At 60.8% G+C, this 12584-nt stretch carries 12 protein-coding genes and 2 tRNA genes; 1 reads left to right on the top strand and 13 read right to left on the bottom strand.

Going from position 1 to position 12584, the window contains the following annotated elements; genetic code table 11:
- Positions 1-156: 156 nt before the first annotated feature.
- The 13 genes from lysS to asnB form a co-directional block, all read right to left on the bottom strand.
- Positions 157-2121 (bottom strand): lysine--tRNA ligase, encoded by a 1965-nt coding sequence (gene lysS / locus PMX70_RS07730; protein ID WP_271743266.1) that lies wholly within the window; start codon positions 2119-2121, stop codon positions 157-159.
- Positions 2122-2200: 79 nt separating this feature from the next.
- Entirely contained in the window at positions 2201-2671 is a 471-nt protein-coding gene (gene greA / locus PMX70_RS07735) for a transcription elongation factor GreA (protein WP_006234960.1), read from the bottom strand.
- A 106-nt stretch (positions 2672-2777) separates the two neighbouring features.
- Positions 2778-3053 (bottom strand): twin-arginine translocase TatA/TatE family subunit, encoded by a 276-nt coding sequence (gene tatA, locus PMX70_RS07740; RefSeq protein ID WP_022094895.1) that lies wholly within the window; start codon positions 3051-3053, stop codon positions 2778-2780.
- Positions 3054-3165: 112 nt separating this feature from the next.
- A tRNA-Pro gene (locus PMX70_RS07745) sits at positions 3166-3242 on the bottom strand.
- Positions 3243-3291: 49 nt separating this feature from the next.
- Entirely contained in the window at positions 3292-4188 is an 897-nt protein-coding gene (ispE, locus tag PMX70_RS07750; RefSeq protein ID WP_271743267.1) for a 4-(cytidine 5'-diphospho)-2-C-methyl-D-erythritol kinase, read from the bottom strand.
- 2 nt (positions 4189-4190) lie between these two features.
- On the bottom strand, positions 4191-4487 hold the full coding sequence (locus PMX70_RS07755; protein ID WP_006234957.1) for a Veg family protein: 297 nt from the start codon (positions 4485-4487) through the stop codon (positions 4191-4193).
- A gap of 114 nt (positions 4488-4601) precedes the next feature.
- Positions 4602-5048: a D-aminoacyl-tRNA deacylase gene (gene dtd / locus PMX70_RS07760; protein ID WP_138339581.1), complete on the bottom strand. Its 447-nt coding sequence runs from the start codon at positions 5046-5048 to the stop codon at positions 4602-4604.
- A gap of 3 nt (positions 5049-5051) precedes the next feature.
- The gene (rdgB, locus tag PMX70_RS07765; RefSeq protein WP_271743268.1) at positions 5052-5693 is read right to left on the bottom strand and encodes an RdgB/HAM1 family non-canonical purine NTP pyrophosphatase; all 642 of its coding nucleotides are present in this window, start codon (positions 5691-5693) and stop codon (positions 5052-5054) included.
- Positions 5694-5833: 140 nt separating this feature from the next.
- A complete protein-coding gene (rph, locus tag PMX70_RS07770) occupies positions 5834-6559 on the bottom strand; it encodes a ribonuclease PH (RefSeq protein WP_271743269.1) in 726 nt (241 codons plus the stop codon).
- Between the two features lie 55 nt (positions 6560-6614).
- Positions 6615-7499: a glutamate racemase gene (gene murI, locus PMX70_RS07775; protein WP_117641054.1), complete on the bottom strand. Its 885-nt coding sequence runs from the start codon at positions 7497-7499 to the stop codon at positions 6615-6617.
- 51 nt (positions 7500-7550) lie between these two features.
- Positions 7551-8462, bottom strand: a complete 912-nt coding sequence (locus PMX70_RS07780) for an HAD family hydrolase (RefSeq protein ID WP_099432110.1) — start codon at positions 8460-8462, stop codon at positions 7551-7553.
- A gap of 107 nt (positions 8463-8569) precedes the next feature.
- Positions 8570-10132: a Mur ligase family protein gene (locus PMX70_RS07785; protein WP_271743270.1), complete on the bottom strand. Its 1563-nt coding sequence runs from the start codon at positions 10130-10132 to the stop codon at positions 8570-8572.
- Between the two features lie 112 nt (positions 10133-10244).
- Positions 10245-12125 (bottom strand): asparagine synthase (glutamine-hydrolyzing), encoded by a 1881-nt coding sequence (gene asnB / locus PMX70_RS07790; protein ID WP_099432112.1) that lies wholly within the window; start codon positions 12123-12125, stop codon positions 10245-10247.
- Positions 12126-12312: 187 nt separating this feature from the next.
- On the opposite strand from asnB, the gene PMX70_RS07795 reads away from it, so the two are divergent.
- Positions 12313-12385, top strand: a tRNA-Val gene (locus PMX70_RS07795).
- Positions 12386-12584 lie beyond the last annotated feature (199 nt).

Below are 12584 nucleotides of genomic sequence, written 5' to 3' on the forward strand. Positions count from 1 at the left end.
GGCAACGTCAGCGAGCGGGCCGCATTTGAAACAAGGTGACGTGAAACGAAAGGGCGCTGACCTTCTGGTCGCGCCCTTGAAGTTGAACGTCAGATTGTCCAAATGCGGCCCGCGCAGCGTCGAGCCGTTACGCGGTTCGTAGAACCGCGTAACCCCCTAGTACATCTTTGCGCCGGCGGGGATGGAGGCGTCGAGCTGGATCAGGTTGAGACGCTCCTCACCATCCTCCTCGTGGATAGCGCTGATGAGCATGCCGCAGCTGGGAATGCCCATCATCTTGCGCGGAGGCAGGTTGGTGATGGCGAGCAGAGTCTTGCCGACCAGGTCCTCGGGCTCATAATAACCGTGAATGCCGGAGAGGATGGTGCGGTCGGTGCCAGTGCCGTCGTCGAGCGTAAAGTTCAGCAGCTTCTTGGACTTCTTGACGGCCTCGCATGCCTTGACCTTCACAGCGCGGAAATCGCTCTTGGAGAAGGTATCAAAGTCGACGAACTCCTCAAACAGCGGCTCGACGGCAATCTTGGAATAATCAACCGTGGGCTTGAGCGGCTTGACGAAGGGGCTCGCGGCGTTGCCGGCCTCGGCAGCCTTGGCGGCAGCGGCACCGGACTGGAAACCCTTCTCGGGCTTCATGTGCGGGAACAGCAACACGTCGCGGATGGAAGCCTGGTTGGTGAGCAGCATGACCACGCGGTCGATACCGATGCCGATGCCGCCCGCGGGAGGCATACCGTACTCGAGGGCGCGCACGTAATCCTCGTCGTACTCCATGGCCTCGTCGTCGCCGCCAGCCTTCTCGGCCATCTGGGCGGCAAAACGCTCGGCCTGGTCGACCGGGTCGTTGAGCTCAGAGAATGCATTGGCGTACTCGTGACCGGCAATAACCAGCTCAAAGCGGTGCGTCAGGCGCGGGTCGTCCTCAAAGCGCTTGGCAAGCGGGCTGACCTCGATGGGGTAATCGCACACGAACGTGGGGTTGACGATGGTGTCCTCGCCCAGCTCATCGTAGATCTCGGCGATAATCTTGCCGGCGGTCCACTCGGGCTTAATCTCCAGGCCCTTCTCGCGTGCGGCGGCAGCAAGCTCCTCGACCGGCGTGTCGATGGTGACCTGCTTGCCGAGCACGTCGGAGACGATGTCGGTCATGGGACGGCTGGCCCACTCACCAGAAAGGTCGATGGTCTGGCCCTGGTACTCGATGACCTCAGGGTTGCCGATGGCCTTGTTAGCCGCCTTAATGACGCCCTGGGCGAGCGCCTTCATGCCCTCGAGGTCGGAGAAGGCACGGTAGGCCTCCATCGTGGTGAACTCGGGGTTGTGGGTAAGGTCCATGCCCTCGTTACGGAAGATGCGGCCGATCTCGAACACGCGCTCAAAACCGCCGACGATGCAGCGCTTGAGGTGCAACTCGGTAGCAATGCGCAGGTAGCACTCCTGATCGAGCGCGTTGAAGTGCGTGATGAACGGCTTGGCAGTAGCGCCGCCCTGGATGGTCTGCAGGATGGGGGTCTCGACCTCCATGTAGCCGTCGGACTCCATAAAGCGACGGAAGGTGGAGAGAATCTGCGAACGCTTACGGAAGGTCTCGCGAACGTCGTCGTTGGCGATCAGGTCGACATAGCGCTGGCGATAGCGGGTCTCCTTGTCGGAAAGACCGTGGAACTTCTCGGGCAGCGGACGAACGGCCTTGGCAAGCAGGGTCGCGCTCTTAGGGGCAACGGAAAGCTGACCGCGCTGGGTGCGCACAACCACGCCGGTCACGCCCAGGATGTCGCCCAGGTCGAGGGACTTGAGCGTATTCCAGGCAGCCTCGTCCATGTCGTTGATGCGGCAGAACAGCTGAATCTCGGCAGTCGCATCGCGTACGACGATGAACAGGATCTTGCCCTGACCGCGCTTGGCGACCACACGGCCAGCGATCTTCACGACGTCCTCGGTGTCCTCGCCATCGGCAAGCTCGGCATACTTAGCCTCGATATCGGCAACGTAGTCCTCAAGCTCAGAGTGCTCGGGATAGGGGTTCTGGCCCGCCTCGAACAGGGCGGCGCGCTTGGCCAGGCGGGTGGCGCGCTCGTCGTTGAGCGTCGATGCCTGATCTGCGGCGTTCTGGTTCTCTGCCATAAGTTAGCTCCTCAAACTAAAACGCTCCCCAGGATTCGGTCCCAGGGAGCGAAAACATACCTTTACGCGGGACCGTGGTCTAGCGTGCAATCTTGGCGATGGTGTAGACGCGAGTCTTGCCGGAAGGCGTAACGACCTCGACGGAGTCGCCCTCGCCGTGACCGATGATGGCGTGGCCGACCGGAGACTCGTTGGAAATCTTGTGCTCGAGCGAGTTGGTCTCGGTGGTACCGACAAGCGTGACTTCCATGACCTCACCGTTGGGATCAATCAGAGAAACGGTGGAACCGATGGAGACGGTCAGATCGCCCGTGGTGGCAGCAACCTGAGCGTTGGCGAGGATGGCCTGGATCTCGGCAATACGAGCGGCGTTCTGGGCCTGCTTGTCCTTAGCGGCGTCGTACTCGGAGTTCTCCGAAAGGTCGCCGAACGCGCGGGCTTCCTTGATGTCCTCGACGATCTCCTTGGCGTAATCGCCCTCACGCCAAGCGAGCTCCTCGACGAGCTTCTGGCGGCCCTCAGCGGTCAGTACGATCTGGCTTGCGTCCATACGGATATCTCCCCAACTCTGATCAAACAATCAACTGTCAACAAAACGAAAAAGACCGGCTAGCCTGCGGGCAAGCCGGTCAGGTGCTCACCCCAAAGGGATGGGACTACTCTGCGTCCGCGTCGCTGTCCTCTGCCTGCTTCTTCTTGGCAGCAGCGAGCTTGGCCTCGAGCTCAGCGATCTCCTTGTCCTCCTCGGACTGCTCGACCACGACCTCCTCGGCCTGCTTGGTCTCGGCCTTATCGTCGCCCTCCATACCCTCGCGGATATTCTTGACGGTAGAGCCGAGGGACTTGCCGAGCTTCGGCAGGTTCTTGGGCCCGAAGATAATCAGGACAACGACGAGAATAATGATGAGCTCAGGAGCCCTCAGTCCAAACATGTAGACCTCCACAATACAGCGAGACAAGCTCGAATGAGTATACCGCGGGTATCGCGGTATCACAACAATAGCTAAAAAAAGGGACCGCAAGAAGCGGTCCCTCCTCATGCTCTGGTCGGGTTGACTGGATTTGAACCAGCGACCCCTGCGTCCCGAACGCAGTGCTCTACCAAACTGAGCCACAACCCGTTAGCTCGACTATAGTAACAAAGATTTTCGCCGCGTGCTAGAGAAATTTTTATTTCTTTGGCGCTTCGATGCGAACCGTGTCGGAAACGAGCTCCGTTGCATAAGCCCACCAGCCGTTTTGCTGAGCGGCTGCCGCAAGATTGGCTGCCGTGGCGGCGGTATCACAAAGAGCAAACGAGCAGGCACCCGAACCGCACACGTTTGTGGCAATGGTACCGTCCTGTGAACGAAGCCAGTCGAGCACCGTTTGAATCCGCGGCTCCATCTGAGCGGAAATAACACCCAGGTTGTTGTGGACGAGCGCGTAGGCCGCCTCTGCGTCTCCCGAACGAAGGGCAGCTGCGATCGCCCCGGGCTTGTCCGCAGGCGCTGGGGTCTCGTCAAAACGTCGATAGGCTTCAATTGTTGAAACGCTTGCCTCGCGCGGCTTGACCAGCACGACGGGTGTCGCGGGTAGTGCGGGGTACTCGGTTGTCAGCACGTCTCCCCCACCCACGTAAAATGCAGGGCTGGCATGCAAAAAGAACGGCACGTCGGCGCCAATGCCGCGCGCGATGTCATCCAGCGCGGGATCGGCACGGTCGATACCCCAACTCTCCGCCAAGGCGACAATGACCGCCGCGGCATCCGTCGAAGGACCGCCCAGGCCGGCACACAACGGGATGCGCTTCTCGATCGTGATGCAGACATTGGCTTCGCGACCATAATGCTCGGCCATAGCAACCGCAGCCCGATACGCCGTATTCTTTTGCATGGGAAAATCTGATGCCGGAACCGTCTGGACGGTCAGCGTCTGCGCCGGCGTGACCGTCACGGTATCGGAAAGACCGACGGCTGCCATCAGGGAATCAACCTTATGGTAGCCGCGGGCGTCGCGCTCGGTATGAACCCCCAGGTAGAGGTTAATCTTTGCCGGCGCGGTAAGGGTGAGGGACCGATCGGTCACCGTTAGTGCTCCTCGAGCTGGTTGCCGAGCGGAGTAAAGATGTGCTCACCGCTCTCGGGGTCGAACAGCTCGACCTGGCCGGTAAGGACGTCGATATACTGGTAGGATTGACGCGACTTGCGGCCGCGGCGCTCGTCAACCTCGACGATAAAGACGGCGGGGTGGACGCTCTTGATGGTGCCCATGCGCTCGACGACGCGGGTGCGACCCATGTTGGCCTTAACCTTGACGCGATCGCCCACCATATCGGTCAGCTTCTCGTGGATGTCGTCGACGTGATTGACTTCCATCTCTTCCATGAACAGGGCCTCCAGAAGGTGCAATTCAAAAAGGGGATAATACCCCTAAGATAGACAAAACTCTAATACTATAGCACTCTGCTGCGACCACGCGCAAGTAGCTAATTTGGCTACTTACAGATTGTCGGTATCGAGGACGATGGTGAATGGACCGTCGTTGACGAGGTCGACCTTCATATCGGCGCCGAAGATGCCATGCGCTACGTGCTCGACGTCCTCGCGCACAAGCGTCAGGAAGTACTCGTAGAGCTCGTTGGCGACATCGGGGGCGCCGGCATCCGTAAACGATGGGCGGCGGCCGTGACGGCAATCGGCGAACAGCGTGAACTGCGACACCACGAGAACCTCGCCGTCGACATCGGCAAGTGCCAGGTTGGTCTTGCCGTTCTCGTCCTCGTTAATGCGCAAGCCCCGGAGCTTGCCCCACAGCTTATCGGCCTCGGCGCGCGTGTCGCCATGGCCCACGCCCAGCAGCACCAGATAGCCGCGCCCAATTTTGCCCACGCACTCGCCGTCGACTGTCACGCCGGCGTTGAGTACGCGCTGCACCACCGCACGCACGGCTTACTCCTCGCCCGTCAGTTTGGCGGACAGATGCTCGAGCGCATGGAATCGATGGCTGATGGCGTTCTTCTCGTCCGTCGTAAGCTCGGCCATAGTCTTGCCCGGCGTGTCGACCGGCAGGAACAGCGGATCATAGCCAAAGCCGTAATCGCCGCGGCCCTCGTGCGCAATGACGCCCTCACAGGCGCCCTCGCCATAAGTGACCAGGCCGTCCGTGTCGATAAGCGCGACGACGCTCATAAAACGCGCGGTGCGGTCCTCGTCGGCCACGCCCTCCAGATTCACGAGGAGCTTGGCGTTGTTGGCGGCATCGTCGCCGTGCACGCCCGCATAGCGTGCGCTGTACACGCCCGGCTCACCGTCCAGGGCATCAACGACCAGGCCCGAATCGTCGGCGATGGCCATAAGCCCCGTCTCCTCTACCGCGGCCTGCGCCTTGATGATGGCGTTCTCCAAAAACGTCGTGCCGTTTTCCTCGGGGTCCTCAAAATCACCCAGCTGGCCCAACGCCACAAAGCGAACCTCGGGCATGACCTTGCCCAAAATGGCCTCGATCTCGGTGAGCTTATGGGCATTGCCCGTTGCCACGACGATGGTCGCCGCCGGGTCGAGGGTGTCGATATCGATCTTCTCTAGTGCCATGACTGGCCTCCTTGTCTCTATAGCAATGCCGCCCAAGGGAAACTGGCCTCGAGCCCTCTCTCCTCCCTGGCGACAGAAACCTTATACTTCGACGTTTTCCCAGATAAAACCTACCAAAATTAACATCCCTTTTTGGCAGGTTAGGCGAGGGCTTGGCGCTGAAGCTCGATGAGCTCGGCGATGCCCTTGTCGCCCAGGTCGAGCAGGACGTTGAGACGCTTGCGGTCGAAGGGCGCCTGCTCGCCGGTGCCTTGGAGCTCAATCATCTCGCCGGTGTCGGTAGCGACGAGATTCATGTCGACCTCGGCGTGGCTGTCCTCGGAATAATCGAGGTCGAGCATGGTGTTGCCGTCGACAACGCCCATAGAGATGGCGGCAACCTGACCCGTGAGCGGAATGCGCTCGATCTTGCCGGCCTCGACCCACATAGCAAGAGCATCATGCAGCGCCACCCAGGCACCGGTAATGCTCGCCGTACGCGTGCCGCCATCCGCCTGGATCACATCGCAGTCGACGGTGACGGTGTACTCGCCGAGCGCCTTCATGTTGACGACGGTACGCAGGCTGCGGCCGATGAGACGTTCGATCTCCATGGAGCGGCCCTTACGCTTGGTATACTCGCGCTTGCAACGCTTACCGGTCGATGCCGGCAGCATGGCATACTCTGCGGTTACCCAACCGGCCTTGGCGCCCTCGCGCCAGCCCGGCACGCCCTCCTCAATTGTGGCGGCACACAGCACGCGCGTGTCGCCGAACTCAGCCAGGCACGAGCCGTGGGCATGTTTCATAACACCACGGGTGAGCTTGACGGGGCGCAGTTCATTGGCGGCACGGCCGTTGGCGCGGTTGACCTGCATGTACTCCATAGAAATATCCTTTCGGCAGAAGAAGAGGGCAAGTCTTTGGACGGTAACCCTACATCTATTTCAGTTCGTCGATATCAATATGTTCGATGCTCTTGAGCGGCTGGCCAAAGATAAAGCTACCCGCCACCGCAAACTCGGCAATGTTATCGGCCGTCGTGGCAAAACGATGCTGCGGCTCGGCGGCGTCGCCCGCCAGCTGCTCGCGGCGCGTGAGGATATCGGTCAGTTCGCGCGTGGTCTCCTCGGCGGAACTCACGACGCGCACCCCAGGCCCCAGCGCATGGCGGATAGGCCCCACCAACAGCGGAAAATGCGTACAGCCGAGCACCACGGTATCGATACCGTGGTCGCGCAGCGGCTCAACCGTGGCACCCACCAGCGCACGCACGGCAGGCGTATCGAAGATGTCCTCGTTCTCGAGCCACTGTTCCTGCAGATGTGCACCCGAGGCGAGCTCATGTTCGACAACCTCGACAAAGCTCGAGGCAGGACAGCCGTATACATCGACGCCGGCATCTAGATCCTGAATGGCGCGCGTGTAGGCGCCCGAGCGAATGGTGAGGTTGGTGGCGAGCACGCCCACGCGACGCGAACGGGTGCTGTTGATTGCCGCACGGGCACCCGGCGCGATCACGCCGATCACGGGAACGTCGAGCACCTGCTGGGCCAGACGCAAGGCCGCAGCTGTCGCCGTGTTGCAGGCGATGACCATAATCTTGACGTCGTGCTTCGACAGCCAACGGCCCGCCTGCAACGCAAACGAGCGCACCTCATCCTCGGTGCGCGTGCCGTAGGGGCAGCGTTTGGTGTCGCCGAAGTAGTAGACGGACTCGTGCGGCAGCACCGTCGCGATGGCGCGCGCAACCGTCAGACCGCCCAAACCAGAATCGAACACGCCAATCGGGCGCGTGTCGCCTGTCGGATTCTCGATATCGGACATTACCTCACCAGTCTCTCTCGAAAAGACATGTGCAAGTGCGGCGACGCCGCACTACGAACGCGCCGCGACCAGCAGCTCTGCCGTCGCCGCCCAACCGTCGACAATTTTGCCGCGCGTAACGAAAGCGTTCTCGCAAGCAGCCAGGAACTCGGGCGCGCCGGCGCTCGTCAGGCCATTCTCGACCAGGCAGAACGTGCCCACGTGATCGGCCATATAGAAGTCGGACTCGGAGTCGCCAAGCGCGAGCGTCTCCTCGCGCTCGATCCCCAGGTGCTCGCAGAAGCGCGCAATGGCGACGCCCTTGTTGAGGCCGGCGGGATTGATGTTGAACGCGCGACCGTCCTCGACGCGATCGAGCTCGAGCGTCGTCGGCTTGGACAGATGCGTCAGGTGACCGTTACAGGCCCACACCAGGCCGCAGCCGGCCTCGTCGAGGATGGCCTGCGCCTCGTCATCGGGGATGTCGCCGCGCATGCCGACGGTAACCTCGCGGTACTTGTAGCCGGTCGACATGTCGTTGTGATACTCGATCTTGTGCGGCCAGCGGGCGAGGATCTTCTCGCACACGCCGGTCTGCTCGATCACCTGGTGCGGCGTGAGACCGCAAGATGGGTCGTAGGGCATATCGCCGGTCAGATACTCCCAATCGTTGGCCTTGAGATCGTACATGACCAGGCCACCCATCTCACCAATGTAGGAGTTGAGGCCGAGCACGCGTGCATCCTCGTGGATCATGGTGCGGTTGCGGCCCGAGGTGGGAACCACTTGGATGCCGGCGCGGGCAAGTGCCACGACAGCCTCGACGAGCTTGGTCGAGGGGTTGCCGTCGTTGTCGCGCAGCACGCACGAGCCGGGTGCGAGCATCGTAGCATCCAGGTCGGTAAAGACGTACTTAACCTTGGCCAAGCGCTCGCGCATCTCGCCCGAAAGCTCGGCGACGGTCGGCAGGGTGTTGTGGGACATGGTTACTCCGTTTACGTAGAAGGGTTTGGGCTTGGACGGCATGTTTTGATTGAGGGAACACGTTTATGGCGACAGCGCACTCAGGGCGCCTTCGCCATCATGGTTCATTAGTCAAACTGGGTAACATCGATCAGGCGATTGGCCAGCGAAAGGTCGCTCTCGATGGGCACGAACTCGTCGCCCACGTGCATGAGCTCCTCGTCACCCTTTGCCAGCAGCAAGACAATGGTGGGAGCATCGGGGTTGACGTACTCCTCGCGCGCCGCCTTGAACGCCGCATGCACGGCAGCCTCGCGATCGAGGATGATCTTGTTCGGCGTATCGTCGGGAACATGTTTGGCAAGCTCGCGACAGACCTTCATGGGATCCTCGTGAGCCGGGTCCTCGTTGGTAAAGATCATCAGGTCGGAATATGGTGCGGCCTCGCGCGGAAGCTGCTCGCGGCGCTCCTGCGCCTTGCCGCCGGCAGCGCCAAACACTGCAACGACTGGACTAGTGGGAAACGCGCGCTTGACCGACGAGAAAAGCGACCGGAACGAAAGCTGGTTGTGAGCGTAGTCAACGACGCAGATCACGCGGCCGTCCTTCGACTCCACGACCTCCATACGTCCCGGCACACGCAGTTTGGAGAGGCCCTTCTTGATAGCCTCGATACCGATGCCGATCTCGTGCGCAGCGGCGATAGCGACCAGCGCGTTTTCCACGTTAAAGTCGCCCGCGATGCCCAGCAGGACCTTCTCCCCCGCCTCGGACTCGTCGGCACACAGGCCATGCAGGTTAAACTCGATGTTAAAGCCGACCACGCGGACATCGCTTGCCCACAGGCTTGCCTCGGGATGCTCGACGCCAACGGTCACCAAGCGCTCGGCGGTCGACGCTGCCTCCAGCACACGGTCAACCTCTTCGGTGCCCAGATTCACCACGGCGGTCTTTGCCTGGTCAAAGATCCTGAGTTTGCTCTCAAAATAATCCTCAAACGTGGGGTGTTCGATCGGCGAGATGTGGTCACGCCCGATGTTGAGGAAGCACGCCACGTCAAACGGCAGATTCTCGACGCGTTGGTACTTGAGCGCCTGGCTCGAGACCTCCATGACCATGGACTGGCGACCGGACTCACGGCAGTTGGCGATATGGCGCCAGACCTCGGGGGCCTCGGGCGTAGTATTGGTGCTCTCGTAGCACTCGATGCCATCGTCGGTACTCACCGAGCCGATCATGCCGCAGGACTCGCCCGCCGCTTTGATAATCGACTGGAGCATAAAAGCGGCCGTGGTCTTTCCCTTGGTACCGGTGATGCCCACGATCTTGACGTCGTGGTCGGGACGGTCGTAGACCTCCGGCGGCAACAGGGCCATGGCCGTGCGAACGCTATCAACAACCAGCATCGCAGCACCGCTCTCCTGCGCCAGCGGTTCCAGAGACTCGACCAGCGACTCTTCGCACACAAATGCGACGGCGCCCGCATCGAGCGCCATGCTCAAAAACGCGGGCTTAAAGGCAGCGCCCTTGCAAAAGAACACGTCACCTGCCGAAACCGCGCGCGAATCAAACGAGCAGCCGGTCACGGCACGCTCGTCAACCTGCTCCGAAGCACGCAGTTCGCCGCACACATCGAGAAGCTTGGCAAGCGTATCGACCGTGGTCACGGTCGCGGAATCCGAATGGTGCATCTTTCACCTTTCTCAGCCATTTGGCAGGGACGGTTTTTATAGTAACTGAAACGCACCCACGCAAAAACGGCTCCCGGAGGAGCCGTTACGCGCAGGCGTTCGTAAGCCGAGGCTAGGCAGCCTGAACAGCGGGCTGGTCCTCGTCGATAAAGAAGCGCTTGTACCACACTAGGAACACGAGCGGCGTATAGATCTTGCGCTGGAAATCGCCCTTGCCCGCAAAGTGCAGATCGAGCAGGTGCATGAGCTCGTCGGTATCGAAGAACTCGCTTGCCCACGGCGCGGTGAAGTACTCCTTGACATAGTCGTACCACTTTTGCTCGCGCAGCCAGTAGACAATGGGCACCGGGAAGCCCACCTTGGGACGGGTGGCCCACTCATCGGGCAGCGACTTGTTGGCAGCGTGGCGGAGTACTTGTTTGTTGCCGTTCTCGTTGATGCGGTAGCGGTCGGGAATGTGCTCGGCGAACTCCATGACTTTGCGGTCCAGGAAGGGCACGCGCAGCTCCAGCGAGTGCGCCATGCACATCTTGTCGGCCTTGAGCAGAATGTCGCCCGGGAGCCACATGTTCATGTCCAGGTACTGCTTCTTGACCAGCTCGGGCTGACCCTTCACGCGCGCATAGATGGGAGCGGCAAGCTCGAAGGCGCCATCGCCGGTGTTGTACTCGGGCTTGAGCACGCCGTCGACCTCGCGCTCCGGCCATACCAGAGCCTGTCCCAGGAACGACTTCTCGGGGATCTCGGCACCCTTGACCAGGAAGTTATGTCCCTTGAAGTACGGCATATGCAACGCCAGGTTACCGAGCGCGCGACGGATGGGCAGCGGCACCATCTTTTTGTACTTGCGGACTGGGACCGTGTCCTCGTAGTAGGCGTAGCCGCCAAAGAGCTCGTCGGCGCCTTCGCCCGAAAGCACGACGGTGACGTCCTTGCGGGCCATCTCGGCCAAGAACCACAGCGGCACGGAAGACAGGTTGGACTGCGGCTCGTCCATGTGATACTGGATGTCCTCGAGCGCACCGAAGAACTCGTCGGCGGTAATCATCTTGCGAACGTTTTCGACGCCGAGCTTATCGGAAAGCTCCTTGGCGTAGTTAGTCTCGTTGAAATTCTTGTAATCGAAGCCCACCGAGAAGGTCTTGTCGGGCATGAGGCAAGCGGCGATGTAGCTGGAGTCGACGCCGCCGGAGAGGAACGACGCGACCTTGACGTCGGCGATGCGATGGGCCTCGACGCTCTCGTGCACGACCTCGTCCAGCTCGTCGACGTACTCCTCGAACGGCTTCTCGACGGCAGAGTAATCGCAATCCCAGTAGCGCTCGATGTTCATCTTGCCGGTCGGAATATCGACGGTAAAGTAGTGCGCCGGCGGCAGCTTGTAGACACCCTCGAAGAAGGTCTCCTCAGTCGCCGAATACTGCAGCGTCATGTACGGACGCAGGGCCTTTTTGTTGACCGCCTTGTGGAAGTGCGGGTAGTCCAGGAAGCTCTTGATCTCGGAACCAAAGAGCACGCCCGGAGCGCCGTCGCCCGCATCGGCCATGGGATAGTAGTAGAGCGGCTTGATGCCAAAGATATCGCGGGCGCCAAAAAGCTTGTTCTTCTTCTTGTCCCAGATGACGAAGGCGTACATACCGCGCAAGCGATCGAGTACTGCCTCGCCCCACTCCTCATAGCCGTGCAGGAGACTCTCGGTGTCGGCGCCGCAGTGGAACTGGTAGCCCTTGGCCTCGAGCTCGGAACGGAGTTCTTGGAAGTTGTAGATCTCGCCGTTGAAGACAATGACGACGCTACCGTCCTCATTGGCCATGGGCTGAGCGCCGGCCTCGGTCAGGTCGAGGATCGACAAGCGGCGGAAGCCGAGGGCAACGCGGCCGTCGATAAACTGGCCGCCCATGTCGGGACCACGATGGACGATGCGGTCCATCATCTTGGTGAGCACCTCGGATTGGTTATCCGTCCCACCGACAAAACCGACAAAACCGCACATATACTATCCCCTCTGCTGTTGCTGGGCATCAAATCGAATCAGTAGCTTTTGAGTATACCCGAGGGCGTAAAGAGGGGCGGAATGTTCAGGCAATCTCAACTGAATCAGCTCCGCTGTGACACGCGACGGTTACCTTTAATGGATATGAGATGAATGAGGCGATTGTTTTGCTATACTCTCTCCGCACGGGCGATTGGCGCAACGGTTAGCGCAGGTGCTTTACACGCACAAGGCTGGGGGTTCGAATCCCTCATCGCCCACCGCTGAATTGTTAGGCCTCCAGCGATGGAGGCCTTTCTTTTTTGGGCCCAGCGCATGGGATTCGAACCCGCAAGGGTGCGGAGCTGAGGAAACGCGAAGCGTTTTCCAGCGCAGCACGCGAGGAGCGGAGCGACGAAGCGGGGCGCGGGCGGCGCCAGCCGCACGCGGACATCCCTCATCGCCACCACTGATTTGATA

Origin of the sequence: Collinsella aerofaciens, from assembly GCF_028206795.1 — a bacterium.
Classification (GTDB): Bacteria; Actinomycetota; Coriobacteriia; order Coriobacteriales; family Coriobacteriaceae; genus Collinsella; species Collinsella aerofaciens_AX.